This window comes from Mogibacterium kristiansenii (assembly GCF_009695905.1).
Classification (GTDB): domain Bacteria; phylum Bacillota; class Clostridia; order Peptostreptococcales; family Anaerovoracaceae; genus Mogibacterium_A; species Mogibacterium_A kristiansenii.
Genome location: NZ_VUNA01000007.1, coordinates 65,885 through 90,118, shown reverse-complemented (window position 1 = coordinate 90,118; position 24,234 = coordinate 65,885). Strand labels below are relative to the sequence as shown.

The following is a 24,234-nucleotide window of genomic DNA, read 5'->3' as shown; positions in this document are numbered from 1 at the left end:
GCGATGTTTGGGAGTTTAAAGAAAACGAGGTAAATTAATATGTCACAGAAACGCGTAATGAAATTGGCGACGAGAGGAAAGAGATTCGGTGCAGGCCTGATTGATTCGGTGCCGGTGGCTTTCATCACCATTATATTCTTTGGACAGGTTGTCAGCGGCATAATGAGTCTGATTCAGGATGCCATGAACAGCCTCTCCGAATACGGATCCTACTACAACAATCAGCCTTACGTGACGGGCGGGGTATCGTACCCATCCGTAATTATCGTTTTGATGCTGATTTTCTTGGGCGCAGAACTGTATTTCTTCTCCCGTTCCCAGACCATCGGCAAGGCCATTCTGGGCTTGAGAGTAGTGGATGCCCGAACCGGTCGTCCCGTTGGATTTGCGAAAATGCTTTTGCGGGAAATTATCGTAAAAAAGGCATCCTCGTCGGTCCTGTGGCTGGGTTACATCTGGATTCTGATCGATAAATACAACCGCGGTTGGCACGACAAAATTCTGGATACGTATGTAATTGATGAGAAGCCGTCGGTTCCGCAGAAGACGTTTGTGGACTTTACGGAAGACAATCCCAGCGGCGGAGACGCTTCGGAAGCGGCACAGGAACCGGTTCACGCTCCGGAGGAAACTGTGATGCAGGCGCCGACGGAAGCCGATGATTCGAGAATGGAGATCCTGCAGAATTTGCAAAACGCAGTGAAGCCGGCAGCCCCGGAGGCGGAGCGGGTTGCAACGCCGGAAATGCCGGACGAATCGGTGGAAATTCCGGAAACGCCGGAACCTGAAAAAAACCTGACAGAACCTGATTTTACTTCTACACAAGAAGAAGAAAAAGTGCTATAATCTACTAGGTTTATATTAAGGAGGTAACATGAAGACAGTACTCAGAGGCGGAAAACTGTATAAAGACGGAGCACTGACGGATAACGGTTCTTTTGAAATTAGCGATGTTACCAATATGAATGATTGTGACGAAAAGAGAGTTATCGAACTCGATAACTCTTTTATTTTGCCATCTTTCTGTGATGTGCATGTCCATTTCAGAGAACCGGGATTCGGATACAAGGAGACCATCCGGCAGGGAAGCTTGGCCGGAGCCAGAGGCGGATACACGGTGGTGGGCACCATGCCGAACCTGAAGCCGGCACCTTGCGATATGGACTCTCTCCGGGTGCAGCAGGAAATCATCGATCGGGATGCGGTGATTCAAGTAATCCCATACGGTACCATTACCAAGGATCAGTCCGGTACCGGAACTCTTTCGGATATGGAAGGTATGGCGAATCACGTGCTGGCCTTTTCCGATGACGGCAAGGGCGTGCAGGATGACGGCTTGATGCGGGAGGCCATGAACGTGGCAAAGAGCCTGAACAAGCTGATCGTGGCACATTGCGAAGATGAATCCCTTCTTCGGGAAGGTAAAGTGCGGGAAAGCGAATGGCGGCAGATTGAGCGAGATCTGAAGCTGGCGGATGAAACCGGCTGCGGATACCACGTATGCCATATTTCCTGCAAGGAAAGCGTGGAAGTGATTCGGGATGCGAAGAAAAGCGGCGTGAACGTCACCTGCGAAACCGCTCCCCACTACCTGGTGCTGGATACCGAAGATGTGCGAAAGGGCATTGCGGAGAATTCGGAGGCCGGCGGCCGTTTCAAGATGAACCCGCCGATCAAGGATCCGGAAGACCGGAAAGCCATGATTGAAGGTGCGCTGGACGGCACGGTGGATATGATTGCGACGGATCACGCACCCCACAGTGCGGAAGAGAAGACCAAGGGTTTTGAAAAGAGCCTGAACGGAATCACCGGATTGGAATGCGCGTTCCCGGTTCTGTACACCGGACTGGTGCGTCCGGGGGTGATGACTTTGGAGCGTCTGGTGGAAATGATGGCAATCGTACCGCGGAAACGCTTCGGACTTCCGATGGGCGACGATTACGTAGTGATGGATCTGGAGAACCCGTACGTTCTGGACAGCAGCCGGTTCTTGTCTATGGGCAAGTGCACGCCGTTTGATGGCTGGACGGTATACGGGAAGACGCAGATGACCTTCTGGAACGGAAAGATTGTCTACGAGGTATAGAATATGAAGAGAGATAAAAGCACGATTTTGGAAAACCAGATGCTGGCGGACGGCATCTATAAAATGACGCTGGAGACGCCGGAGTGCGCGTTCACGGCTCCGGGGCAGTTCGCCATGCTGGAGGTTCCGGAGAAATTCCTGCGGAGACCGATTTCCGTCAGCTCCTACGACAGCGATCGCTACGTTCTGATTTATAAGGTGGTTGGAGACGGAACGAAAAAGTTGAGCCGGATGGAACCGGGAGAGAAGATTTCCTCTCTCACCGGTCTGGGAAACGGTTACGATGTGGACACCATTCCGGACGGATGCACTTTGATTGGGGGCGGTATCGGAATTCCGCCGATGCTGGGACTGGCCAAGAGCCTGGTCATTGCCGGAAAAAAATGTCGGGTGATCCTTGGTTTTAATACGGCCAACGAGGTTTTCCTGGTAGATGAATTTAAGAATTTTACGGACGACATTACGGTGATGACGGCGGATGGTTCTTACGGACAGAAGGGCTTCGTCACCGATGCCTTCGACACTTTGGATTACGCCTGTGCCTGCGGACCGCTGAAGATGCTTCAGGCGCTGGACGGAAAGGTTCGGAAGGGCCAGTTCAGCTTGGAAGCGCGCATGGGCTGCGGCTTCGGCGCTTGCATGGGCTGTTCGATTCAGACAAAAGTAGGATCCCAGCGGGTGTGCAAGGAAGGCCCGGTATTTGATAAGGAGGTGCTGCTATGGGAAACCCTGTAGATATGAGCATAGAACTCGCCGGTGTTCGGCTGCAGAATCCGGTGATGCCGGCCAGCGGAACCTTTGGCTACGGTCAGGAATACAAGGATGTCTTTGACCTGAACAAGCTGGGTGCCCTGGTAACCAAAAGTATTACGAAGGAACCGCGCTACGGAAACGAGCTGCCGCGAATTGCGGAATGCACCAGCGGAATGCTGAATTCCATCGGCCTTCAGAATCCGGGGTTGGAGCATTTCCGGGAAGTGGATCTGCCGGAGCTTCGGAAGATTTACCGGGGACCGATTGTTGCGAATATCAGCGGTTTCAGCGTGGATGAGTACCGGGAGGTTGCCGCGAAGGTGGACCGGGAAGAGCAGGTGGAGATTCTGGAAATCAATATCAGCTGTCCGAATGTGGATCACGGCGGTTCCGCCTTCGGTTCGAATCCGAAGCTGTCGGAAGAGATTACACGGGCGGTTCGGGACGTGACAAAAAAACCTATTTTTATGAAGCTGACTCCAAATGTGCTGGATATCACCGAGATTGCGAAGGCGTGCGAAAGCGGCGGTGCCGACGGCATCAGCTTGATTAATAACTTCAAGGCTATGCGGATTGACTTGAAGACTCGGAAGACCATTACGTCCAAGACGTATGCCGGCCTGTCCGGTCCGGCGATTCGCCCGATTGCGATGCGCATGGTGAACGAAGTGTACCACGCATGCAAATTGCCGATTATCGGAATCGGCGGAATTTCCTGTGCCGACGATGTGCTGGAAATGATTATGGCGGGCGCGACGGGCATCGAAATCGGTTCCGCCAATCTGGTGGATCCGTGGACGTGCCAGAAGACCATCGATGCGCTGCCGAAAAGAATGAAGGAACTGGGTATCCGTAACCTGGAAGAAATCAGAGGAGTAGTATAGAGATGACACCAACAATTATGATTGCGTTGGATTTTCCAACAGGACAGAAAGCACTGGAATTCTTGGATCGGTTCCAAGAGCCGGTATTTGTAAAGGTGGGCATGGAGCTGTATTACAGCGAAGGTCCGTCCATCATCGAAGAAATCAAGAAGCGGGGCCATCGGATTTTCCTGGACCTGAAGCTTCACGATATTCCGAACACCGTGAAAAGCGCCATGAAAGTACTGGCGAGACTGGGTGTGGATATGACCAACGTTCACGCCGCCGGCGGCATCAAGATGATGCAGGCCGCGAAAGAAGGTCTGATGGAAGGCGTTCAGGAGCGGGGCGGCTCGGAGATTCCGATGCTGATTGCCGTAACTCAGCTCACCTCCACCGATGAGGAGATGATGCATCAGGAACTTCTGGTGAACGGTGAGATGGAAGACGTGGTGGTTCACTATGCAGAAAATGCTCGGAAAGCCGGTCTGGACGGAGTAGTTTGCTCCGCCTGGGAATCCCCGATGATTCATGAGCGGGTGGCTTCCAATTTCCGGACGATTACACCTGGAATTCGTCTGGCAGGAGATGCCAAGGGAGACCAAAGCCGTGTGGCAACGCCGGCAAAGGCCAAAGCTTTGGGATCGGACTATTTGGTTATTGGAAGAAGTATTACAAAGGCAGCCGACCCGGTCGCTGCATATGCGAGATGTAAGGAGGACATGGGAAATGAGTAAGGAAATTGCAAAAGGTCTGTTGAAGATTCAGGCTGTTTTTCTGAGACCGAACGAACCCTTCACTTGGGCCAGCGGAATCAAGAGCCCGATCTACTGCGACAACCGTCTGGTTCTGACGGATCCGGAAGTTCGGAACACCGTAGAGAATGAGATGGCCAGAGTGGTAAAAGAAAAATATCCGGAATGCGAGAAGCTGATGGGAACCAGCACCGCCGGAATTGCACACGCTGCAATCGCCGCACATATTCTGGATATGCCGATGGGTTATGTTCGCGGCAGCGCAAAAACCCATGGCCGGAACAATAGAATTGAAGGAAAGCTGGAAAAGGGAGATAAGGTGGTCGTTATTGAAGACCTGATTTCCACCGGCGGTTCCTCCATCGAGGTCGTAGAAGCTCTGAGAGAAGCCGGAGCAGATGTCCTTGGCGTAATCAGTATTTTTACCTACAACACCAAAAAGGCAGACGAGAAGTTTGCGGAAGCGAATGTGGAGAAATACAGCCTGTGCAGCGTGGAGACCATGATTGACACAGCGGTAGAAGAAGGTTACATTCAGGCAGATGAAGGAGAGGGAATCATTTCATGGCTAAGAGAGATCTAATCAACATTACGGACCTGACCCAGGAAGAAGTTGGCGAGATTCTGGATCTGGCAGACGACATGGTTGCGCATCCGGAGAAGTATTACGAGGAATGCGCCCATAAGAAAATCGCTACGTTATTCTATGAACCGAGTACCCGGACGAGACTGAGTTTCGAATCGGCGATGCTGGAACTGGGCGGTAATGTGATCGGTTTCGCCTCGGCAAACAGCAGCTCGGCGTCCAAGGGCGAAAGTGTCAGCGATACCGTAAAGGTTATCGAGTGCTACGCAGACATCATTGCGATGAGACACCCGAAGGAAGGTGCGGCGCTGGTGGCATCCAATGCCTGCAGCGTTCCGGTCATCAACGCGGGTGACGGCGGACACTTCCATCCGACTCAGACGCTGACGGACCTGTTCACCATTCGGAAGGAATTCGGCCGAATCGATAATATTCGAATCGGATTCTGCGGAGACCTGAAGTTCGGCCGGACGGTACACTCTCTGATTGAAGCCCTGCTTCGTTTCGAAGGGGTGGAAATCGTTCTCATCTCGCCGGATGAGCTGAAGCTTCCGAAATACAACAAGGAAAGTATGACGGAAGCCGGCATAAAATGGACGGAGACCACCAGTCTGGAGGATGCGATTCCGGATCTGGATGTTCTCTACATGACCCGTGTTCAGCAGGAGCGTTTCTTCAACGAAGAGGATTATATTCGTTTGAGAGATACCTACGTTCTGGACCGGGCTAAAATGAAATTGGCCAAGGAAAAGATGATCGTAATGCATCCGCTGCCTCGTATTAACGAGATTTCCGTGGATGTGGACCGGGATCCGAGAGCGGTGTACTTCAAACAGGTTCGGAACGGCAAAGACGTTCGGAAAGCTCTGATTGCAACGCTGCTTAGATGGAAGGAGGAAATGTGATGAATATTGACGGTGTAAGCACCGGAATTGTTTTGGATCATATCCAGGCAGGCAAATCCCTGCTGATCTATCAACTTCTGGAACTGGAGAATCTGGATTGTTCTGTTGCGGTGATTCAGAACGCACGGAGCGGAAAATACGGCAAGAAGGACATCATCAAAATCGATCAGCTCATTGATCTGGACTTCGATGTGCTGGGTTATGTGGACCCGAACATCACGGTGAATATCGTGAAGGACGGAAAGATGGTGGACAAGAAGCATATGGCGTTGCCGGAACGACTGACAAACGTCATTCAGTGCAAGAATCCGAGATGCATCACATCCATCGAACGAGGTGTGCCGCAGCGGTTCCGCCTGGTGGATCCGGAGCGGAGAGTGTATCGCTGTGAGTACTGCGATACGGAGCACGTAGCGAAGAGATAAAAGCAGACCCGGAAATCCATTGCAGATGCGGTGGATTTCCGGGTTTTCGATTGGAGTTATTCTTCCGAGTCCTTTTCGTAAAGGGTTTCGTAGGTGGTTTCAATGCCGTTGGCAATGGCCTTGGCATTGCCGGACAGGTTGCTGTCAAAGCGTTGGTTATCGGATTCATTGGAAATGAATCCCACCTCAATGATGCAGGACGGCATGGAGGAGTATCGATTCTCGGAATAATTGTCAGAAGCATCCGGTAATGTGCCGGTGCCGATTTTTCGGTAGGTAAAGCCTTCTTTCTCCAGATTGCGGAGTATGTTGTCCGCCAGAAGGGTGGCAGAGGAATTCCCTCCGGAGTGAATCCAGGCCTCCACACCTTGACCTTCTCCGTCGGACTGGTTCCGGTGGAGGGAAACCATCAGCTTAGCTTCTGCCTCGTTGGCCATCTCAGCTCGCTCCGGGCGGTCCACGTTCACGTCATCCGTTCGGGACATCACCACTTTAAAGCGTTTTCGCCGGAGGTATTTCCGAACCTTCAAGGCCAGCTCCAGGGTGTCATTCTTTTCCTTGCGTCCCAAAGCCTCTGCGCCGGGATCCTCACCGCCGTGTCCCGCATCGATAAAGATGACGCCGCGGGTCTGGAACAAAGTGAAGATGCCGCCGCCGGTGCTGAAGGAAAAGCCCAGAATTCCGGCAAGGAAAACCAGGCAGATGGCTAAAGCAATTCGTTTCTTTCTTCTTTTTCGCTCTTTTTCTTTTTGCTTTCTCCGGAGAATAATCTGCCGGATTTCGTCGTCGGTAATCTGTACGGACATAAACGCTCCCTTGAAGTATTTTTTTATGAAAAATCAGTACGTATATTGTAACTTGATTCGGTGACGGTTTCAAGGATTCTCGGTAAAACCCGAGTTGCATATGATGTCAAAAATGATATAATATATTCTGTATAATCGCCTATGGAAAAGAAAGAGGATGTAAACCATCGTGAAACGCATTGATTTCAATGGTTACATCCTTTTTGTATTCCTTCGAAAAGTGGCAAAAAACAGGTCGTTTTTCATGCTACAAGTAACAAACAAGTAACAAATTTATATATTCATTTTGTCGATTTCTTCGACCAAATCCTCAATGAATGCGTGTGTATAAACGTCTTCTGTCAAGTCTCCGGAAGAGTGCCCGATAATTTTTTTAATCAGCACTTTGTTCATGTTGGAAGCTGTTGCGAAAGTCGCGAACGTGTGCCGGCACTCATGCGGGGTATGGTTCATTCCGAAGTGGCTGCACATAGGTTCAAAAAAACTGTTTCGGTACACTGTGCTTTCGAATGGTTTCCCGGATCCGGATGTAAACAGATATTCACTCTCTCCATGCATCCGTTTTTCCAGCAGCGGCAGTATTTTTTTGTGGATCGGGACTATCCTCTTCGCCGCTTTCGTTTTCGTGCCTCTCACATCTATCCAACGTTCTTCAAGATGAACGTCGCACTTCTTGAGCTTGAATAGTTCGCCCGGTCGTATTCCGGTATAGATGTGAATGAGCACCATATCAATGTAAGGCTTACCACTGGTTGTTTTAGGCTTTTTCGGGTTGCAAACCCAGTTAATATTATCCCATAGGGTTTCAATTTCTTCGCGGCTAAATGGCTCCTTTTGTCTTGCTGCTTTCTCAGATTCTGCCGTAACAAATTCCGAATAATTCTTTTCGCAGATATCATTCTCTATCGCGAACTTATAAACAGCATGGAAGAGCTTCAGCAGATTATTCAGTGTCGATTTGGACTTGTCTGAATTATCATCAACGATTTTCTGCATGTGTGCCTTCCGGAGGTCCACCATCCGAATGTTGGCGATGGAATCGCAGTATCTGTATGCGGTAACATATGTTGCTCTTGTAGATGTTTTCATCTTGTTGAATTTCTCTTTCAGCAGGATTTCGTATATCTGTCCAAATGTGGTGTTCCGCTTGTCGATGTCGAAAGGATTCTTATTGTACTCTGCCAGTGCAATCATGGCATCCGGCCTCGTCTCGTAGTAGCCAATACACTTCTGTTTCTGCCTCGCCTGAGGTATCTGTTTGCCCTTATAAGCCTCGTATTGTTTTTCTACTTGATTATATAGATCGGGTGTAAGAATCCCCGCCAGAAAGCCGATATCGGGCACTGACGGGGCAATCGTGAACTCAGTTGTAATGTATACTCCATAGGGGCGTTTCCTTTTCCCGGAGAGCTTCCGGATGCACCCGTAGCCGTTAGGGTTTCTCATTGTGTTACCTCCTTTCTCATGGTTTAGTGCCAGGCGTACCTGTTATTTAATCATATCGATCATATCGGAGTAAGCATGATATACACCAACAAGCTCGCCGACGATGTAGCAATCTTGTTGGTCTGCGACAATAGGAGCGTAATCGGAGTTGCAAGGTTGGAGAATCAGCTTATCTTCCTGCCGGTAGACTTTTTTGAGGGAGGCTTCTCTATCTATGCCATGGACTACTGCATAGATCCAGCCGGCACGGAAATCGAACTCTTTGCGAAGAAATGCCATATCGCCATTATAGATTTCTGCTTCAATCATGCTATCCCCAGTAACACGGAGGGCATAATCTGCATGGATACTGGAGTCTACGAAGAACTGGCCCGAGAAGTTTTCCTCTGCAACGGTTCCGTCGCCTGCGCATATCGTTCCGAGAACAGGAATCGGATGTGCTGCAGGCGTGATGATGTTCGGCGGAAGCTTCCGCTGCTCTGCCTTTGGTTTTTCTTCTATTAGGTCGGATAACGCAATGCCAAAATAGTCAGCAAGCTTCTGCACATTTTTCATTCGTGGCATTTTGTTCCCTTTTAGCCAATCGTGGAAAGTTGGAGCAGATACTCCAACAGCTTCAGCGACTTCTTTTTGACTTCGTTTATGCAAGTCCATGTAGTGACGTAAGTTTGCAGTAAAAACGTCCATCGTCCATTCTTTATTATTATCCATATGTTTTCTCCAATAATTAAATAATTCAGTTGTTGATACGTTTAAATTTTACACTGTATTAGCCAAAAAGTAAATGATAACTATTCAAAAATTAGCCATGAGCTATTGACAAAATGTCATGATGATAGTAACATATAGAAAACGATAATTAGCCAATAGCTAATAATGGACGAAAGAGAGGTGATTATAGATGCCAAAACTAACGCTAAAGGCCGCACGAGTGAACGCAGGATACACACAGCAGGACGTTGCTGATAACATGCATGTCGCGCTATCTACCGTTCGTAACTGGGAGAATGGTACGACGTCTCCTAAGCTTTCACAGTTTGTGAAGCTGTGTCGCCTGTACAATACGCCAATGGATGGTATTTTTTTTGAAGATGAAATTAGCTAAAAGCTAAAACTATGGAGAGGGAGGTAAAAATGATTAAATTCTTGAAACTGACTAGCGGCGACCTGGTGAATGTGAACGAAATCAAGAGGATTGAAAAGAACATCCATTTCACCACGGAGCAGAAAGGGAGTAAGAACGAGTGCAAAGCAAAAGTCGAGATTGATGTGTTAACGCACCATGGACTGGAGACATTCGTTCGGGTAACCGCTGCAGCACCATTTGCGGATGGCGAAAAATGGGGTGACAAACCCGGAAGATGTGAAGCCATTCATGAGCGGATTGACGGAATCCTCGATGTGATGATTAGCCTTGTCATCGATAAGATGAACGACGACACAGAGAAAATCATCGACATCTATACCGGATTCCTCGCATCTGCACTGGAAGAGTCACTGAACGAAGAAGCGGAAAGAGGCTAGGCACAATGGGAGAGATTTATTTAGCAGACGGTACGCGCATCAAGGAAACAAAGGTGTGGCGAGCCAGTAGAATTCGAGACTTGTGCAGAGAGCGCGGGTGGTTTGACAAGGGGAGCAATAAAGAGTTCGACAATATGTTTAAAGCACTTGTTTTCACTTCCCCACATTCCGCTTCGCCGGCAACATTGAACATCTACCTGCTTGCGCACAACATTTATGAACGCACATCCAATCCTACGGTCGCGGTGGAGGACATCATGACTGCGATTGCGAACGGTGCGGTGGCAACTTTTTACAGAATTCAGCAGGGGATCCCGAAGCCGGGGTTCACGAAAAAGACTGCTGAACAGTTCTGGGATGATTGGGAAGCTAAACAGTTCCGGAAAGACTGGGGCGATGGCGAACCAGAAGAGGAGGCACGTCATGAAGGTTAATGACAAGCGAAAAAGGCGCCGGAAAATCCTAGAGCTTTTCACAGTCACAATTGTAAGCGTTGTTGTTTCGGTACTCACTACTTTATGGCTGCATTAGTTATCAAAGTAGTTACAAAAGCAACCATTATTGGATAAAGAACGCTTCTTTTTAATTGAGTGCAGAGATATACAAAATAACGGCGGCAAAGATTGGTAGGCGAATACGTGCCATCAGGAATAATATTACCAATCACGAAAGTGAGGTGAACCACATGAAAGTTGCTGAAGCTGCAAGATTGCTTGGTGTAACACCGACAACAATCCGAATCGGGTTGCAGAAGGGAGTTTTCCCGTTCGGTGTTGCATTCAAGATGGACGAACACAACAAAAACTACAAATACGTTATTTATCCAGGAAAACTGAAAGAGTATGCAGGAGTATTTACGGAAGGAGAATATCAAAATGATTAAGACAAAAAACGGAATGACGAAAATCGACGGAACTTTACTGGACCTTTTATTAGATTTTGTTGGAACTGTAGAGGCATTGCTGAAGAACACTCCGTTCACGGTGGAAGAACTGCACGCCGCAATCAACGTGGCCAAAATCGTGGCAAAACTTGTAGAATCCGATGATGAATTCAATGCAGACAATTCTGAAGTGGATGAGGAACCGGAAGCAGAGAAAGAATCGGCGCAGGCAGAGGGAAAGGCCTCCGCGAAAAAAGGAACTGTAAAGGCAACAGTACTGGAAGCCGATGACCTGGATGGAATGCTGGAATGGCTGAAGAGCGAACTTGAGGACCTGAAAGAGACGTTTAATTAAGGAGATGCGGAATGAAGCGTGAATTCCTGACGGATGAACAGGTGGAAGAGGAAATTAGCAGATTGCTGAATTCCGATGATGTGAAACTGGCAAAGCAAGAAACCCGAATCAAGAACAGGAGGCGGCAGTATATGTATAATCTTCGAGTACTTGAGAAACGTGGTAAGGAGCTCGCAGAGCTGGGTGCTACAGAAGCGAACATTGAATATCTGATGTTCGGTAACGAAAAGGAAGAAGAAAATGAAGACTAGAACAGAAACACATGCAGATTTGCGTGACGAGGTAATGGGCATCATTATTGGTGCTTTCTGCTGGGGAATGTTCCTCGGCTTGCTGATTGGGTAGGTGCGGCATGGTAAAGATGACAACGTTCGGGAGCCATGAAGAATGGCTTCAGCACAGAACACGAATCGGCGGATCTGATGCTGCATCCATCATCGGATTGAACCCATGGCGAACCAATGTGCAGCTGTGGGAGCTGAAGACCGGCAGACGGCAGCAGGAAGATATTTCGGATAAGCCTTATGTGCGCTACGGAAATGAAGCCGAACAGCCTCTGCGAGACCTTTTCGCTCTGGATTTCCCGGAATACAAGGTTTTCTACCAAGACGGGAATATGTGGCGGAATGATAGGTTTCCATGGGCACACGCATCACTGGACGGGTGGCTGGAAGATGAAAATGGCCGCAAAGGCATTCTTGAGATTAAGACATCGGACATCTCAAGCGCCATTAAGGCAGCCGAATGGGATGGCGATAAAATCCCGGATAACTATTACGTGCAGGTGATGCATTACCTGATGGTCACAGAGTTCGATTTCGTGGTCCTGAAGGCGCAGCTTAAATATGACATCGATGATAACCGCTGGTGTAAGACAAAACACTACCACATCGAACGAGAGGATGTAATCGGCGAAATCGACTATCTGCGAGAGAAGGAACATGAGTTTTGGCAGCACGTAATCAATGACACAATGCCGGCACTGATTTTGCCGGAGCTTTAGAAAGGAGAAACAGAACGAGAATGGAACTTAAAATGCAAGAGGTGCAGTTTCCGAAGGTGATTCAATTCAACTTTGCGGAGCTGAAGGAGGAAATCACTGCGAAGGCTGAACTGTACAAGAATATGGTGTACACCGAAGACACTATCAAGGAGGCGAAGGCTGATAAGGCCACGCTGAACAAGTTCATTAAGGTCCTGGAGGACAAGCGGAAGGACGTCAAGAAACAGTGCTTGCAGCCGTATGAGGATTTTGAGAAGCAGATTAAGGAGCTTGTGGCTATTGTAAATGAGCCTGTGCAACTGATTGATTCTCAGGTAAAAGCCTACGACGAAAAGCGAAAGGCGGAGAAGCTGGATCAGATTAAAGCAATTTGGGAGGAATCGGATCATCCGGAATGGCTCTCATGCAACATGATCTTCGATAACCGTTGGCTTAACGTAACCTTCAGCTTGAAGCAGGTGCAGGACGCCATCACAGAGCGCTTGACTCAGATTAACACCGAGCTCACCACGCTGAACAGCCTTACTGAATTTGCGTTTGAAGCGGTGGAGGTTTATAAGAATACGCTCGATGTGAACAGAGCCATTGCAGAGGGGCAGCGCCTTGCGGACATTCAGAGGCGGAAACAGGAAGAAGCAATGCGGAAGGCTGCAGCGGAGGCAGCGGAGAAAGAAGCCGAGATTAGACAGGCGGAAATTGAACCGGAAGTGATTACACCGGCTGAACCTGTGGCAATGATTGAGCCGGATCCGGAACCTGCAGATGCATCCGCAACATGGATCAGATTCGAGGCGTGCATGACCACGGAACAGGCTTACAAGCTTAAACACTTCTTCGAGGAAGAAGGAATTCAGTTCAGACCAATCGCATAGAAGGGAGGCACAAAATGGCAGTTAGCAATTCATTGACCAATAGAAATCAGCAGCAGAAATTCTCTGTTGCAATCCAATCGGACGGCTACAAGCGACTCATTAATAATACGCTGGGGGACCCAAAAAGAGCAGCGGGATTCGTTACGGCGATTACAAGCGCTGTGAGCATTAATCCATCTTTGCAGGAATGCGATGCTTCGACGATTCTTTCGGCGGGGCTCCTGGGGGAGACGCTGCAGCTCTCACCGTCTCCGCAGCTTGGACAGTACTATCTCGTTCCATTCAACGACCGGAAGCGGGGCTGTAAGGTTGCACAGTTCCAGCTCGGTTATAAAGGCTATATTCAGCTGGCGATTAGATCGGGGCAGTACAAGAAGCTCAACGCGCTGGCCATCAAAGAAGGCGAGCTGATTCGCTACGATGCGCTGAATGAAGAAATCGAGGTGCAGCTGATTGAAGACGATTCGGAACGAGAGAAGGCCCCAACAGTTGGCTACTATGCAATGTTCGAATATCTCAACGGATTCAAGAAAACGCTGTATTGGTCCAAAGAGAAGATGGTGGCTCATGCAGAGACCTATTCGCAAGGCTACAAGGCAAGAAAGGGATACACCTTCTGGGAAAAGGATTTTGATTCCATGGCTATCAAGACGATGCTGCGTCAGCTGATTAGTAAGTGGGGTGTAATGTCCATCGACTTTCAGAAGGCATATGAGGCTGACATGGGCGTGATTGATTCTAATGGCCATGTCAGTTACGTGGACAACATCGACTCTAGTGGCCATGGCGATGTAGTAGGTGACCATGTAGCAGCTGTAGAGGTTGATAGCGATGAATCCGCAGAAGACCCGGGCAAGAATAACGCCAATGCAGTACAGCAGGCGCTGTTCGGTTAGTGAGAAGGTGAGCCATGAATAACGTAATTTTAATCGGGAGATTAACAAAGGATCCGGAGCTTCGCTATACACCGAATACTCAGACTGCCGTAGCACGTTTCACGCTGGCAATTGACAGACCGGTGGCTTCCGGACAGGAGCGTCAGGCGGACTTCATCCGAATCACTGTATTCGGGAAGCAGGCCGAAGCGGTTGATAGATACCTGAAGAAGGGCAGTCAGGCGGCCATAAGCGGGAGAATTCAGACCGGAAGCTACCAAGACGATACAGGTCAGACGGTGTACACCACTGACGTCATCGCGAACCGTGTGGAGTTTCTTGGATCCAGAAGCAACAACGATGGAGAACCAAACCGCGCTGCTAATGGGAACAATAGCCGCCAGAACGGTCAGCAGCAGAGGGCACGAGCTCCGGAGCAGGTTTCATTTGGCGACAAGGAAAGCTTCCCTGATGCATTCCAAGCCGTTGATGATGATATCCCATTTTAATGTCACGCAACAGAATAAGATAAAGAATAAGAATATTAATATTGCGCATTCCCATGCGCAACGTGGGAGGGAAAATGAAAAATCGGGAAAAATACAGCGATGAAATTCTAACGGCAATCATCAGCAGTTCATTGTGCTCTTTTATGCACGATATTGTGATTCCGGAACTCGTTGACAGCAGAAAAATTGATGAATTCTGCGACAAACTGGATTGCGCAGATTGCTCGAAGATGTTTGCGTTCTGGCAGGATGGGGTATATGTCGAACCGCCTACAGATTGGGTCAATGTGCCGGTGGATACACTGGTGCGGGTACGGGACGACGAGAACGGCGAGTGGTTACTGCGGTATTTTAATAGGTTCGACGAGAAACCTTTTGGTTACCGGGATGGGCATAACTATGCGGTATTTGCTGATGGTGCGACGAGCGTAACAGGGAGCGGCTACATCGAGCACTGGAATTACTGCGAATTGGTGGAGGACACCGATGAAGTATCACAATAGAAAAACCATAGTGAACGGCCATACCTTCGATTCGAAGAAGGAGGCGAATCGGTACAGTGAATTGCTTCTGCTCGAAAGAGCGGGGGCAATTCATGACCTGCGGACACAGGTTAAATATGTGCTTATTCCGTCTCAGCGGAGTAAAGAGACCGGGAAGGTAATTGAACGTGAATGCTCGTACAAGGCTGATTTCGTCTATACAGAGGGCGGTGAGACTGTCGTAGAGGACGTTAAAGGATATCGGACGAAGGAGTATATCATCAAGCGAAAATTGATGCTGCATGTGCATGGCATCCGGATTCGGGAAATTTAGGAGGAACGGGATGAATAAAGTAAGTGTTCGTGCGTTCTGTAAAGACGTTGCAGAAATCAAGGCATTGGCCAAGAAGGTGCTGAATTCAGAGGACAAGTTCGCATGTGTGGAGGCATATTTGGATATCTGCAGAATGTGCGAGAAGCTGTGCAAAGATTGTTTCGGTGCAGAGGGCATCTCATTGCTGTTCTCTGCAGAACGGAAGGAATGCTAGTATAGAGTTTTATTATCAAGAAAGGGGGCAGAAATTGCTGATCCAGGACATTATTTTTATCACGATTTTCATGCTGATGTTGGCTGCACAATCCGCATTGCTGCTGATTTGCGGCACACCATATGTGGCAATACTCGGTGCGGCTGTATTAACCAGTGGCATGACCATCATCGCATCGGCGTACTTTGGAGGGGACTTATGACAAGAAGAGTAATGGACAGAGCCCATATGGAAGAAGCTCTTCATCATCTGATGGGAGAGGATTATTCAGAGTGCAGCGGGCGAACTGTGAGGAACGGATACCTTGCGTTCTACCACGAGAAAGGCTTGTATTCGGTAGAACATGTTGATTTCGAAATTATGTGCCTCGTGTTTGCGGCAAATCCATACGAGGCTATTGATAAGGTTGCCATGTTCAGAGGAGATCCCCTGCGGTGCGCTGATGAGTGTGTTCTTGATTGTGCAAGCTGTCCTGTGCCCGATATAGGCTGTTTTGAGCAGTGTAAGCGGGCCCTGGGTGGTGACCATGATTAAGTGCCCGGGCCTTGGGTGGTGGCCCAGCGAAGACATCAGCGAGATTGCTGGAAGTGAGCGCCATAAAACACTTGCGCCGGTTAAAGATGCTAAGGTAGAGGAACGCGCGAAACTGGCGCAGATTCACCCATGTATTACGTATTATGCGGATGTAGACTTGCTCCAGCAGGGAATCATTCGGAAAATCGAAGATGGCGAAGGCGAAAATGTAGAGAAGGAAGGTGAGGCAGATGGCAGAGAGGCGGATGTTTGCCAAGACGATAATTGATTCTGATGCGTTCCTCGACATGCCACTTTCAGCACAATGCTTGTATTTCCACCTTTCCATGCGTGCAGATGATGATGGATTCATCAATAGCCCGAAAAAGATACAACGGATGATCGGAGCGTCTGAAGACGATTTGAAACTGTTGACACTTAAGAACTTCATTATCCCGTTTGAATCCGGGATTGTGGTTATAAAGCACTGGAAAGTGCACAATTATATCCGGCCCGATAGGTACAAAGGAACTGTGTACCAGGAAGAAAAAAACGCGCTGCAACTGAAGGATAACAACGTGTATACCTTGTGTCAACCAGTTGGTATACCAAGTGACAACCATGTGGTATACCAACTGGATACCCAGGATAGGTTAGGTAAGGGTAGTATAGTACAAGATAATAATACTATGTGCAATTCTGACGAATCGCACGGTGCAAATTTGGGGTCATCCAAGCCAGCCAAGGCGGAAATTGATGAATTCTTTGAATCTATCTGGAAACTTTACCCGAACAAACGGGGAAAGGGAAAGATAACTGATAGCAAGAAAAAACAACTCTATGCTATCGGATATGACGAGATGAAACGGGCGATTGAGCGTTACCAGAAAGAATTAGCCCTAGATGAAGAGTGGAGACACCAGCAAAACGGCTCTACGTTCTTCAGAAGCGGTTATATTGATTATCTGGATAAGAATTATGTTGAATCAAAAAAAGCCGTTCAAAACGGAAATTTCGACGATTTAGGCTATATCGAAAATCAGGATGATTTGGATGGATATTTTTAGGAGATAATCGGGTATGGAAAATTATAAAATAAATGCTTTTACGGAAAGCGCACCGGAAAGCGAAAATGAATATCTGGGAACCGATGGGCTGTTACATTGTACCACTTGCGGGGACCCGCTGGAATGCATTATAAACTCCTTAAACGGTTTTAAAAAGGTTCGATGTATTTGTTCCTGCATGAAGCAGAAACGGGATGCAGAGGAAGCAGCACAACGAAATGTCGTTATCGAGCGGAACCGCCTGCGGTGTTTCGGGGAAACGGATTTTCTTTTACAGGGATGCACCTTCAAAGAATCCAATGGGAACGAAATTCTGGATATTTCGAAAAATTATGTGAAGAATTTCCCCTATTTCCTGAAAACAGGAAAGGGGCTGATATTCACCGGTCCTGTTGGAACGGGTAAAAGCCATATGGCTGCGTGTATTGCAAACGGATTACTGGATTTAGGATACACCGTTATCATGACCAATTTTGCAACTGTGGTTAACAAACTGCAGGAAAGCTTTGAAGGCAGGCAGGATTATATTAAACGGCTCACCCGCTGTACATTGTTAATCATTGACGACCTGGGGGCAGAGCGGAAATCGGATTATATGCAAGAACAGGTTTTCAATGTGATTGATGCAAGGTATCGATCCGGAAAGCCTATGATTATTACAACGAACCTGACAACGGACCAACTGAAGAAACCGGTTACACTGGAACAGGGACGAATCTATGACCGGATTATAGAACGGTGCCATCCGGTGAAGGTGGAGGGCTATTCGGTGAGACGAATCAACTTGAAAAATGATTTCTGGGAAACAGATCGGATGTTGAAGGGGATACAGGCTGAAAAGGAGGATTTATGAATAGCAAAGAAGAGTGCCTGCGGAAGGCTGATGAACAGGATGCACAAGGGGCAAAGGAGGGGATAAATGTTCAGTTCGTGTTTCGTGATTAGCCTTGCGGCAGTAATATTCACACTTTGCTTCACCATGTATCTGCTGGCTTGGATTGAACTTGACGAAGGTGATTCGCCTTTTGCTCTGGGATGGAATTTCACTCTGATGGTTTTATCCGCGCTAGGGCTCATATTAGTGGCCATAGAGGTGTTTTCATGAGTAATGCAGACCGGAAGGAAAAGAAAGGGGGAACCTTGACCGCAAAAGAGTATCTGAATCAGATTAACAAGCTGGATAAGCTGATTGAAAACAAAATACAAGAACTTGAACACTGGCGATTGATGGCGACGTCCATCACAGGGTTTTCCGGGAATGAGAGGGTGCAGACGTCGGGGAACCAGCAGAGAATGGAATCGGCTGTTTGCAATTATGTAGACCTGCAAACGGATATTGCCGGAATGATTAATACACTTATTGCAAAGCGTGCGGAGCTGATCGGTACCATCGAGAAGCTCCCCGCTGCGGAATACGATGTGCTGCACAAGAAATATGTCCAGGGGATGGATTTCTACGAGATCGCAGACGCAATCGACAAATCGTATTCAACCGTGACCACGTTACACGGCAGCGCATTGTCGAAGGTGCAGAAGATGCTAAACCAGAAGGGCGGTGATAACTAAAGGCTCTTTTGGTTTTTCGCTATTCTGCCTAGTTATTTTCAGTTAGATTTTGACACTTTTGCAAATATTTTGACATTTCTGCGAATGATTTGACATTTTTGCAAATATTTTGACATTTCTGTAAGTTTTTTGACTGATAACCTGTGATAGTATTACGGTGGGATTTGTGGATAGCGCATTTCCGAATGTACCGTTTTACCTCCGGTATGATACACTCTCTTTATACTTGGAAGCGGCTGGCATTGTGCCAGTCGTTTTCTTGTTGAGAAAGAAATATTTATTAAGAAAGGCGGTGTTGCAGAATGGCAAGACTGACAGCCAAGCAGAAGCGTTTCTGCGATGAATACCTGATTGACCTCAATGCAACACAGGCTGCAATCCGGGCGGGGTATTCAGCAAAGAGTGCAAGGGGAATTGGAGCTGAGAACATGGCAAAACCAAACATTCGGGCATATATCGACGAGCGCATGGCCGAGAAGGAAGCTGAGCTTATTGCGAATCAGGACGAAGTACTGAAATACCTAACTGCTGTGCTGCGAGGTGAAAGCCAGTCAGAAGTAGTTGTTGTCGAAGGTGTCGGAGAAGGCTGCTCTGTTGCGAGAGCAATGGGAAAGTCCCCGGACGAAAAAGAAAGATTGAAAGCGGCGGAGCTTCTGGGCAAAAGATACGGATTATACACCGAAAAAGTCGAGCAGCAGGTCGATATGGAGCTGAACATTAGCATTGATTATGGAGATGAAGAATGAGCGAGCACGTAAATGTTGCTGTTCCTGTATCGGGCGCAGAAAGTAAGCGCAGATACATTGATATTCTTGGAACACAATACGAAATACAGTTCGATGTTCCGGCAAATGAAATGCCGGAAGAAGCTGACGGCTGCATTGATGTAACCACACATACAATCAAAATAGCGAGGCTTGAACCCGCCCGGGATTCTGTGCAGGACCTGAATGCGTATGGCAGGAAAGTTTTACGGCATGAAATAACACATGCGTTTTTCTATGAATCCGGAATTTGGAACTGCAGCGGTACGGTTGAAACCTGGGGGATGGATGAAACACTTACCGACTGGATTGCTATTCAGTCACCAAAGCTGTTCAAGGTGTTCCAAGAATTGGGGTGCTTATGAACATCGAGGTACAGGCGAATCCATGCTTCAAAGAGGTTGACAACAGCAAGAAGAGATACATTGTGATGAAAGGCTCGGCCGGATCGGGAAAGAGCGTTGACACGGCGCAGAACTATATTCTCAGGCTGATGCAGGACAAAGGCAGGAACCTAGTCGCCATGCGTAAATCGGACATCACAAACAGAGACAGCACCTTTGCAGAGCTTACTGGTGCCGTGTACCGGATGTTTGGGGACAAATCAGATTTGTATTGGAAGATAAATCGAAGCCCTCAGATGCTTACGTGTCGGAGCAATGGAAATCAGATTATCTTCCGCGGCATGAACGATGATCGGCAGCGGGAGAAGCTGAAATCAATCACATTCCCAAAGGGAAAACTGACTGATGTGTGGCTCGAAGAGGCGACGGAATTTACACAGGCAGACCTCGAAATCATAGACGACCGTCTTAGGGGAGAGCTGCCGGAAGGACAATTTTATCAAATCAGAATGACCTTCAACCCGGTGAACAAGAATCACTGGATTAAGAAGGTCTTTTTTGATATTCCGGATCCGAACGTATTAACCCATCACAGCACCTACCTTACCAATCGTTTCATTGACGATGCTTACAAGCAGAGAATGGAGCGAAGGAAGAAGGTGGATCCGGAAGGGTATCAAATCTATGGACTCGGAGAATGGGGCGAAATTGGCGGTCTTATATTGCACAATTGGGAACCCCAAGATATTAGCCAGAACATCAACGATTACGACGATTTCGCAATCGGGCAGGACTTTGGATTTAACCATGCCAACGCAATTCTGCTTTTGGGGTGGAAGGATGGGGATATCTACATCCTACGAGAACTGTACGGATTCGAAAAGGATACTGCGGAATGGATTGCGGAAGCCAATAATGCCGGCGTGCCGAAGAACCGTGTAATGTGGTGCGATTCTGCGGAGCCGGACCGAATTAAGATGTGGAAGGATGCCGGTTACCGTGCGAAGGGCGTAAATAAGGGCGGTTCTGCCGGCTCTGTGAAGGCACAAATAGAATGGCTCAAGGGCAGTACGGACCCGAACGATAAGAGCAAGGTAATAGGCAGGAAAATATACGTGCATCCATCCTGCACCAACACAATCAAAGAGCTGCAGCAGTGGAAATGGAAGCGTGATGATAGGACCGGGGAATACCTAGATCAGCCGGTTCCGTTCCAGGATGATGCAATGGCAGCACTACGTTATGGCGTGGAAGGATGGAGAAAGATGAAGCGGTGGACGATATGAATGACAATGACGAAAAAACATGGTGGTATCGACTGATTGATGATAATTGGACGCGGAAGCCAACGGCGTTCTGTACGCGTTATGACGGGTATTTGACCGATGGCTTAATCCGAACACACAAGTGTAAGAAGCGTAGGTGCATCCGGTTGAAATCGGTTGCATATGGCATAAGCATCGAGGAAGGAGAGAAAAAACAGAATGAAAACGAATAAGATTCTCTACCAGTGGGATGCCGGGCAGAAGCTGACGGACTGCAGAGGTGTTTTCGTGGATTTTGTAATTTCCGGAGAGGTATACCGCTGTGATGTTGTGAACGGCGAGTGCATAGTTCCTGATGAACTGTTGCAGCATCCAGGCAATCAGACCGCGTATGAGTGCATGGCAGATAGTACGCTGCAGGAATTTGTTTTCTCAGTGGTACCTCGCCCTCTGCCTCCGGATTATGTGTATACCCCAACAGAAAAGCTGACATTTGAGGGATTGGTGCAGAAGGTGGAGGATACCGTAGCCGATATCATCCGTAGAGCTGACACAGGCGAGTTTGATGGTTATACACCGGTGAAAGGGAAGGACTATTTCACCGAATCCGAAAAGAATGAGATGATGCAGCGCGTTTCAGACGGAGCAATCGGAGAATTCCGAGAAGTCGTGGATAGTGCGACCGATGGCTTCAATAAGAACAGCAGTGCGAAAACCAATGACTACAATGCCAATGCCGAGAAAAAGGTGGGCGTATACGACAGTAACGCTGCCGAAAAGCTTAAAGCGTACAACGATAATCATACCGAAAAAATGACGGCATACGATGCCAACGCTGCCGGAAAGACCGCAGAATTCGATGCTCATGCTGCCGAATTGCAAACGGAAGTGAACAATCTTAAAGCCGAAGGCACAACGTTCAGAGCAGAGGCAGGAAAGCAGGAGCGCAGAATAGATGCGCTGATGAAGCTAAACAAGGGGCAGACGTACGATGTTGTGCGTTCCGTAGGGACGTCTAGTATTGATGTTATAAGTGGAACGAATTATATCAGCATAGACAAAATCTTAGGAAGAACGGTTGTGTGGAATCAGCTTGCGGAGAGATGGGCTACCAATGGAAACGTAACTGTTGCAGAAGTTGGAAATCTGAAGAAAATTTCACTGACCGGTCCAGTTGCTAGGTTTGGTGCGAGCAAAGACGGTCACGAAATAGGCACAAATGTGCAATCCGAGCAAAAGTACTTAATGTATGTGGCCGTTCGTTATAACTCTGCGGATGTTTTTCCGCAAATATACGGGGAATTTGTAAAAATGATAGCGGGAGGCGAGGGGGTTCCCAGCTATACCAAAGATATATGCTGGGCGATTTTTTCGGTAACAGAGGATTCGAAAGTATTATGTCAAACTTATACAAATATCGACAATTCGTATTTTTACGTTCCGAATGTGGAAGCGCCAATTAACGTGATAAACCTCACGGCACTGTATGGAGCAGGAAAGGAACCTGCTTCATATTACGAATTTGAGAGAACCTATCCTGAAAAATGTTATGAGTATTCGGATTATATGCTGTTGCAAGCACCAGTTACACATGTTGTGACAACAGGAAGGAACACTTTAGACTTGAAGGCTTTTGGAGATGACTTCAATATTGTGGACGGGGTGCTTACACCGAAAGAGAGTATTAGAACAGAGCATGGAGCAGATGTCTTCATCCCGGCGGGGAAAACATTTAGCTATAGCATCAAGTGCCCTGAAGGTCATAATGTTCGGTTCAAACTTTTCCACACTGACGGAACGACAACATCGCCTTATATCATATCGAACGGAGAATTTCAGAAGTTCGTGCGGACGATTGAGAAAGACGTTTACAAAATTCGGGCTGATTATACCTCAAGTACCAAAAACGTCGAAATAAAGGATATACAAATAACCTTAGGCGAACAAGAGTTTTCGCCATATTCCGAAACAGTGATTGCGAAGTGCAGTTTCCCGGAACTGCGTAGTGCCAATATTGCGAGAGACTCGCTTGACGTTGACACTGGAATCATCACACGGAACGTGGGCGTTGTAAACCTTGGAGCCCTTAAATGGAAGAAAAATGACAGCGGTATTTTTTTTGCAACACTGCCAGCGAAAGCAAAGCCATGTGGGACTTTCAATAGAATGAACGACGATTTGTGCAATATCTATAAAACGAAAACAATCAACGAGATTTTTGAAGGGGCTACAGGCATCTCGACGCATTCGACAACAGGTGAAAGTGTATGGATATACGATGATAGATATTCAACCGAAGACGAAGTAGTATCGGCGTTGTCTGGTGCTACACTGCATTATGAACTCAATACACCAACAACGGAATACGTAACGGTGGCGGAAACATTAAAAGAGTGGATAGAGGTAGATGCGGGAGCAATTGTAATGTTATGCGGACAATACACTGACAAGAAAGAACCTGCAAAAACAGAAGTATCATTTGTTCGCAAGCTAAACGAGGTGACATAAATGGCAGACATTCAAAAAATATACGATTTGATTGGAGAAGAAAAATTCAAACCGCAGGCAACCATCGAAGAGAGGGTAACAGCAATTGAAGAGGCACTGCAAGAGAAGCCAATGGAACTGATTGAAACTGTATCCGCAGACGAGCCAATCGCAAACCTATCTCGGGATACCGAACCGGATGGGAAGAAATATGATTTTTCCCGAATTCGGATTATTCTCGAATCGCCGGAAAGCGACCGAAATGAAACCATCTTTTTATCGTTAAATGGGGGGGTAATTTCGATTGGAGAAAGCTCGCTGGCACGTTTAGAATCGCTCCTGGAGAAGAAATGAAGGCTATCCTTGATGCAGAGGTCCGAAACGGAAAACTGTCGTCAATCGGTGGATACGTTAGTGGGACAAGAGTGAACAACTCAGTGCTGCGAGTTCCATCCATACCGGGGGAAAACATAGCACAAATAGATTTTAACACTATCGACGGCTTTATTGTTGAGGGCACGTTGCCTGCTGGCACGGTGGTGCACATTTATG

Annotated in this window: 35 protein-coding genes; 32 read left to right on the top strand and 3 right to left on the bottom strand. The window is 47.8% G+C overall.

Annotated features, from left to right (window positions below):
• Positions 1–39 precede the first annotated feature (39 nt).
• Genes FYJ65_RS04935 through FYJ65_RS04900 form a run of 8 tightly spaced genes read left to right on the top strand, consistent with a single transcriptional unit; the run spans position 40 to position 6,373 of the window.
• On the top strand, positions 40–846 hold the full coding sequence (locus tag FYJ65_RS04935; RefSeq protein WP_154554250.1) for an RDD family protein: 807 nt from the start codon (positions 40–42) through the stop codon (positions 844–846).
• 28 nt (positions 847–874) lie between these two features.
• The gene (locus FYJ65_RS04930) at positions 875–2,086 is read left to right on the top strand and encodes a dihydroorotase (protein WP_154554249.1); all 1,212 of its coding nucleotides are present in this window, start codon (positions 875–877) and stop codon (positions 2,084–2,086) included.
• A gap of 3 nt (positions 2,087–2,089) precedes the next feature.
• Positions 2,090–2,821: a dihydroorotate dehydrogenase electron transfer subunit gene (locus FYJ65_RS04925; RefSeq protein WP_154554248.1), complete on the top strand. Its 732-nt coding sequence runs from the start codon at positions 2,090–2,092 to the stop codon at positions 2,819–2,821.
• Entirely contained in the window at positions 2,806–3,723 is a 918-nt protein-coding gene (locus tag FYJ65_RS04920; RefSeq protein WP_154554247.1) for a dihydroorotate dehydrogenase, read from the top strand. The genes FYJ65_RS04925 and FYJ65_RS04920 overlap by 16 nt, the downstream gene beginning before the upstream one ends.
• A gap of 2 nt (positions 3,724–3,725) precedes the next feature.
• Entirely contained in the window at positions 3,726–4,439 is a 714-nt protein-coding gene (gene pyrF, locus FYJ65_RS04915) for an orotidine-5'-phosphate decarboxylase (protein WP_154554246.1), read from the top strand.
• Positions 4,432–5,040 (top strand): orotate phosphoribosyltransferase, encoded by a 609-nt coding sequence (gene pyrE / locus FYJ65_RS04910; RefSeq protein ID WP_154554245.1) that lies wholly within the window; start codon positions 4,432–4,434, stop codon positions 5,038–5,040. The genes pyrF and pyrE overlap by 8 nt, the downstream gene beginning before the upstream one ends.
• Positions 5,022–5,948, top strand: a complete 927-nt coding sequence (gene pyrB, locus FYJ65_RS04905) for an aspartate carbamoyltransferase (RefSeq protein WP_154554244.1) — start codon at positions 5,022–5,024, stop codon at positions 5,946–5,948. The genes pyrE and pyrB overlap by 19 nt, the downstream gene beginning before the upstream one ends.
• Entirely contained in the window at positions 5,948–6,373 is a 426-nt protein-coding gene (locus FYJ65_RS04900; RefSeq protein WP_154554243.1) for an aspartate carbamoyltransferase regulatory subunit, read from the top strand. Before pyrB ends, FYJ65_RS04900 begins: the two co-directional genes overlap by 1 nt.
• Before the next feature lie 56 nt (positions 6,374–6,429).
• Here FYJ65_RS04900 and FYJ65_RS04895 read toward each other — a convergent pair whose 3' ends face one another.
• From FYJ65_RS04895 to FYJ65_RS04885, 3 genes are all read right to left on the bottom strand, one after another.
• Complete coding sequence (locus FYJ65_RS04895) at positions 6,430–7,179, bottom strand: N-acetylmuramoyl-L-alanine amidase family protein (protein ID WP_154554242.1); 750 nt, start codon at positions 7,177–7,179, stop codon at positions 6,430–6,432.
• A 273-nt stretch (positions 7,180–7,452) separates the two neighbouring features.
• The gene (locus FYJ65_RS04890; protein ID WP_154554241.1) at positions 7,453–8,625 is read right to left on the bottom strand and encodes a tyrosine-type recombinase/integrase; all 1,173 of its coding nucleotides are present in this window, start codon (positions 8,623–8,625) and stop codon (positions 7,453–7,455) included.
• A 42-nt stretch (positions 8,626–8,667) separates the two neighbouring features.
• Complete coding sequence (locus tag FYJ65_RS04885) at positions 8,668–9,336, bottom strand: LexA family protein (protein WP_154554240.1); 669 nt, start codon at positions 9,334–9,336, stop codon at positions 8,668–8,670.
• Between the two features lie 190 nt (positions 9,337–9,526).
• Here FYJ65_RS04885 and FYJ65_RS04880 point away from each other — a divergent pair, with 190 nt between their 5' ends.
• The 24 genes from FYJ65_RS04880 to FYJ65_RS04765 all read left to right on the top strand — a co-directional run bounded on the left by FYJ65_RS04880 (position 9,527) and on the right by FYJ65_RS04765 (position 24,036).
• Positions 9,527–9,730, top strand: a complete 204-nt coding sequence (locus FYJ65_RS04880; protein ID WP_154554239.1) for a helix-turn-helix transcriptional regulator — start codon at positions 9,527–9,529, stop codon at positions 9,728–9,730.
• A 29-nt stretch (positions 9,731–9,759) separates the two neighbouring features.
• Entirely contained in the window at positions 9,760–10,149 is a 390-nt protein-coding gene (locus FYJ65_RS04875; RefSeq protein ID WP_154554238.1) for a hypothetical protein, read from the top strand.
• 5 nt (positions 10,150–10,154) lie between these two features.
• Entirely contained in the window at positions 10,155–10,583 is a 429-nt protein-coding gene (locus FYJ65_RS04870) for a hypothetical protein (protein WP_154554237.1), read from the top strand.
• Positions 10,584–10,834: 251 nt separating this feature from the next.
• Positions 10,835–11,032: a MerR family transcriptional regulator gene (locus FYJ65_RS04865; protein WP_154554236.1), complete on the top strand. Its 198-nt coding sequence runs from the start codon at positions 10,835–10,837 to the stop codon at positions 11,030–11,032.
• The gene (locus FYJ65_RS04860) at positions 11,025–11,387 is read left to right on the top strand and encodes a hypothetical protein (RefSeq protein ID WP_154554235.1); all 363 of its coding nucleotides are present in this window, start codon (positions 11,025–11,027) and stop codon (positions 11,385–11,387) included. The genes FYJ65_RS04865 and FYJ65_RS04860 overlap by 8 nt, the downstream gene beginning before the upstream one ends.
• An 11-nt stretch (positions 11,388–11,398) precedes the next feature.
• Positions 11,399–11,638 (top strand): hypothetical protein, encoded by a 240-nt coding sequence (locus FYJ65_RS04855; RefSeq protein WP_154554234.1) that lies wholly within the window; start codon positions 11,399–11,401, stop codon positions 11,636–11,638.
• A gap of 101 nt (positions 11,639–11,739) precedes the next feature.
• Entirely contained in the window at positions 11,740–12,390 is a 651-nt protein-coding gene (locus tag FYJ65_RS04850) for a YqaJ viral recombinase family nuclease (RefSeq protein ID WP_154554233.1), read from the top strand.
• A 20-nt stretch (positions 12,391–12,410) separates the two neighbouring features.
• On the top strand, positions 12,411–13,262 hold the full coding sequence (locus FYJ65_RS04845; RefSeq protein ID WP_154554232.1) for a DUF1351 domain-containing protein: 852 nt from the start codon (positions 12,411–12,413) through the stop codon (positions 13,260–13,262).
• Positions 13,263–13,276: 14 nt separating this feature from the next.
• A complete protein-coding gene (locus tag FYJ65_RS04840) occupies positions 13,277–14,158 on the top strand; it encodes a recombinase RecT (RefSeq protein ID WP_154554231.1) in 882 nt (293 codons plus the stop codon).
• A gap of 14 nt (positions 14,159–14,172) precedes the next feature.
• Entirely contained in the window at positions 14,173–14,646 is a 474-nt protein-coding gene (locus FYJ65_RS04835; RefSeq protein WP_154554230.1) for a single-stranded DNA-binding protein, read from the top strand.
• A gap of 53 nt (positions 14,647–14,699) precedes the next feature.
• Positions 14,700–15,149, top strand: a complete 450-nt coding sequence (locus FYJ65_RS04830; protein ID WP_154554229.1) for a hypothetical protein — start codon at positions 14,700–14,702, stop codon at positions 15,147–15,149.
• The gene (locus tag FYJ65_RS04825) at positions 15,133–15,462 is read left to right on the top strand and encodes a DUF1064 domain-containing protein (RefSeq protein ID WP_154554228.1); all 330 of its coding nucleotides are present in this window, start codon (positions 15,133–15,135) and stop codon (positions 15,460–15,462) included. The genes FYJ65_RS04830 and FYJ65_RS04825 overlap by 17 nt, the downstream gene beginning before the upstream one ends.
• 10 nt (positions 15,463–15,472) lie before the next feature.
• Positions 15,473–15,676 carry a hypothetical protein gene (locus FYJ65_RS04820; protein WP_154554227.1) on the top strand — a complete coding sequence of 68 codons (204 nt, stop codon included), beginning with the start codon at positions 15,473–15,475 and terminating at the stop codon, positions 15,674–15,676.
• Positions 15,677–15,710: 34 nt separating this feature from the next.
• Positions 15,711–15,878, top strand: coding sequence for a hypothetical protein (locus FYJ65_RS04815; RefSeq protein WP_154554226.1), 168 nt, complete (start codon positions 15,711–15,713; stop codon positions 15,876–15,878).
• Positions 15,875–16,210 carry a hypothetical protein gene (locus tag FYJ65_RS04810; RefSeq protein WP_154554225.1) on the top strand — a complete coding sequence of 112 codons (336 nt, stop codon included), beginning with the start codon at positions 15,875–15,877 and terminating at the stop codon, positions 16,208–16,210. The genes FYJ65_RS04815 and FYJ65_RS04810 overlap by 4 nt, the downstream gene beginning before the upstream one ends.
• Entirely contained in the window at positions 16,203–16,478 is a 276-nt protein-coding gene (locus tag FYJ65_RS04805) for a hypothetical protein (protein ID WP_154554224.1), read from the top strand. The genes FYJ65_RS04810 and FYJ65_RS04805 overlap by 8 nt, the downstream gene beginning before the upstream one ends.
• Positions 16,441–17,256, top strand: a complete 816-nt coding sequence (locus FYJ65_RS09665) for a hypothetical protein (RefSeq protein WP_235898202.1) — start codon at positions 16,441–16,443, stop codon at positions 17,254–17,256. The genes FYJ65_RS04805 and FYJ65_RS09665 overlap by 38 nt, the downstream gene beginning before the upstream one ends.
• 13 nt (positions 17,257–17,269) lie before the next feature.
• Positions 17,270–18,109: an ATP-binding protein gene (locus FYJ65_RS04795; RefSeq protein ID WP_154554223.1), complete on the top strand. Its 840-nt coding sequence runs from the start codon at positions 17,270–17,272 to the stop codon at positions 18,107–18,109.
• Positions 18,110–18,357: 248 nt separating this feature from the next.
• Complete coding sequence (locus FYJ65_RS04790; protein WP_154554222.1) at positions 18,358–18,822, top strand: sigma-70 RNA polymerase sigma factor region 4 domain-containing protein; 465 nt, start codon at positions 18,358–18,360, stop codon at positions 18,820–18,822.
• A gap of 302 nt (positions 18,823–19,124) precedes the next feature.
• Positions 19,125–19,568, top strand: coding sequence for a terminase small subunit (locus FYJ65_RS04785; RefSeq protein ID WP_331469431.1), 444 nt, complete (start codon positions 19,125–19,127; stop codon positions 19,566–19,568).
• The gene (locus FYJ65_RS04780) at positions 19,565–19,951 is read left to right on the top strand and encodes a hypothetical protein (RefSeq protein ID WP_154554221.1); all 387 of its coding nucleotides are present in this window, start codon (positions 19,565–19,567) and stop codon (positions 19,949–19,951) included. Before FYJ65_RS04785 ends, FYJ65_RS04780 begins: the two co-directional genes overlap by 4 nt.
• A complete protein-coding gene (locus tag FYJ65_RS04775) occupies positions 19,948–21,216 on the top strand; it encodes a PBSX family phage terminase large subunit (RefSeq protein ID WP_154554220.1) in 1,269 nt (422 codons plus the stop codon). Before FYJ65_RS04780 ends, FYJ65_RS04775 begins: the two co-directional genes overlap by 4 nt.
• A gap of 198 nt (positions 21,217–21,414) precedes the next feature.
• Positions 21,415–23,703: a hypothetical protein gene (locus FYJ65_RS04770; protein WP_154554219.1), complete on the top strand. Its 2,289-nt coding sequence runs from the start codon at positions 21,415–21,417 to the stop codon at positions 23,701–23,703.
• Positions 23,704–24,036, top strand: a complete 333-nt coding sequence (locus FYJ65_RS04765) for a hypothetical protein (protein ID WP_154554218.1) — start codon at positions 23,704–23,706, stop codon at positions 24,034–24,036.
• Positions 24,037–24,234: the final 198 nt, after the last annotated feature.

Bases quoted from the DNA above. Each gene is read 5' to 3' on its own strand.
- FYJ65_RS04880 (WP_154554239.1), top strand. From the start codon at position 9,527: ATGCCAAAACTAACGCTAAAGGCCGCACGAGTGAACGCAGGATACACA.
- FYJ65_RS04900 (WP_154554243.1), top strand. From the start codon at position 5,948: ATGAATATTGACGGTGTAAGCACCGGAATTGTTTTGGATCATATCCAG.
- FYJ65_RS04890 (WP_154554241.1), bottom strand. From the start codon at position 8,625: ATGAGAAACCCTAACGGCTACGGGTGCATCCGGAAGCTCTCCGGGAAA.
- pyrB (WP_154554244.1), top strand. From the start codon at position 5,022: ATGGCTAAGAGAGATCTAATCAACATTACGGACCTGACCCAGGAAGAA.
- FYJ65_RS04870 (WP_154554237.1), top strand. From the start codon at position 10,155: ATGGGAGAGATTTATTTAGCAGACGGTACGCGCATCAAGGAAACAAAG.
- FYJ65_RS04895 (WP_154554242.1), bottom strand. From the start codon at position 7,179: ATGTCCGTACAGATTACCGACGACGAAATCCGGCAGATTATTCTCCGG.
- FYJ65_RS04805 (WP_154554224.1), top strand. From the start codon at position 16,203: ATGATTAAGTGCCCGGGCCTTGGGTGGTGGCCCAGCGAAGACATCAGC.
- FYJ65_RS04935 (WP_154554250.1), top strand. From the start codon at position 40: ATGTCACAGAAACGCGTAATGAAATTGGCGACGAGAGGAAAGAGATTC.
- FYJ65_RS04830 (WP_154554229.1), top strand. From the start codon at position 14,700: ATGCGCAACGTGGGAGGGAAAATGAAAAATCGGGAAAAATACAGCGAT.
- FYJ65_RS04850 (WP_154554233.1), top strand. From the start codon at position 11,740: ATGGTAAAGATGACAACGTTCGGGAGCCATGAAGAATGGCTTCAGCAC.
- FYJ65_RS04780 (WP_154554221.1), top strand. From the start codon at position 19,565: ATGAGCGAGCACGTAAATGTTGCTGTTCCTGTATCGGGCGCAGAAAGT.
- FYJ65_RS04790 (WP_154554222.1), top strand. From the start codon at position 18,358: ATGAGTAATGCAGACCGGAAGGAAAAGAAAGGGGGAACCTTGACCGCA.
- FYJ65_RS04785 (WP_331469431.1), top strand. From the start codon at position 19,125: ATGGCAAGACTGACAGCCAAGCAGAAGCGTTTCTGCGATGAATACCTG.
- FYJ65_RS04820 (WP_154554227.1), top strand. From the start codon at position 15,473: ATGAATAAAGTAAGTGTTCGTGCGTTCTGTAAAGACGTTGCAGAAATC.
- pyrE (WP_154554245.1), top strand. From the start codon at position 4,432: ATGAGTAAGGAAATTGCAAAAGGTCTGTTGAAGATTCAGGCTGTTTTT.
- FYJ65_RS04810 (WP_154554225.1), top strand. From the start codon at position 15,875: ATGACAAGAAGAGTAATGGACAGAGCCCATATGGAAGAAGCTCTTCAT.
- FYJ65_RS04930 (WP_154554249.1), top strand. From the start codon at position 875: ATGAAGACAGTACTCAGAGGCGGAAAACTGTATAAAGACGGAGCACTG.
- FYJ65_RS04845 (WP_154554232.1), top strand. From the start codon at position 12,411: ATGGAACTTAAAATGCAAGAGGTGCAGTTTCCGAAGGTGATTCAATTC.
- FYJ65_RS04775 (WP_154554220.1), top strand. From the start codon at position 19,948: ATGAACATCGAGGTACAGGCGAATCCATGCTTCAAAGAGGTTGACAAC.
- FYJ65_RS04835 (WP_154554230.1), top strand. From the start codon at position 14,173: ATGAATAACGTAATTTTAATCGGGAGATTAACAAAGGATCCGGAGCTT.
- FYJ65_RS04920 (WP_154554247.1), top strand. From the start codon at position 2,806: ATGGGAAACCCTGTAGATATGAGCATAGAACTCGCCGGTGTTCGGCTG.
- FYJ65_RS04860 (WP_154554235.1), top strand. From the start codon at position 11,025: ATGATTAAGACAAAAAACGGAATGACGAAAATCGACGGAACTTTACTG.
- FYJ65_RS09665 (WP_235898202.1), top strand. From the start codon at position 16,441: ATGGCAGAGAGGCGGATGTTTGCCAAGACGATAATTGATTCTGATGCG.
- FYJ65_RS04865 (WP_154554236.1), top strand. From the start codon at position 10,835: ATGAAAGTTGCTGAAGCTGCAAGATTGCTTGGTGTAACACCGACAACA.
- FYJ65_RS04925 (WP_154554248.1), top strand. From the start codon at position 2,090: ATGAAGAGAGATAAAAGCACGATTTTGGAAAACCAGATGCTGGCGGAC.
- FYJ65_RS04885 (WP_154554240.1), bottom strand. From the start codon at position 9,336: ATGGATAATAATAAAGAATGGACGATGGACGTTTTTACTGCAAACTTA.
- FYJ65_RS04875 (WP_154554238.1), top strand. From the start codon at position 9,760: ATGATTAAATTCTTGAAACTGACTAGCGGCGACCTGGTGAATGTGAAC.
- FYJ65_RS04825 (WP_154554228.1), top strand. From the start codon at position 15,133: ATGAAGTATCACAATAGAAAAACCATAGTGAACGGCCATACCTTCGAT.
- FYJ65_RS04840 (WP_154554231.1), top strand. From the start codon at position 13,277: ATGGCAGTTAGCAATTCATTGACCAATAGAAATCAGCAGCAGAAATTC.
- pyrF (WP_154554246.1), top strand. From the start codon at position 3,726: ATGACACCAACAATTATGATTGCGTTGGATTTTCCAACAGGACAGAAA.
- FYJ65_RS04765 (WP_154554218.1), top strand. From the start codon at position 23,704: ATGGCAGACATTCAAAAAATATACGATTTGATTGGAGAAGAAAAATTC.
- FYJ65_RS04855 (WP_154554234.1), top strand. From the start codon at position 11,399: ATGAAGCGTGAATTCCTGACGGATGAACAGGTGGAAGAGGAAATTAGC.
- FYJ65_RS04795 (WP_154554223.1), top strand. From the start codon at position 17,270: ATGGAAAATTATAAAATAAATGCTTTTACGGAAAGCGCACCGGAAAGC.
- FYJ65_RS04770 (WP_154554219.1), top strand. From the start codon at position 21,415: ATGAAAACGAATAAGATTCTCTACCAGTGGGATGCCGGGCAGAAGCTG.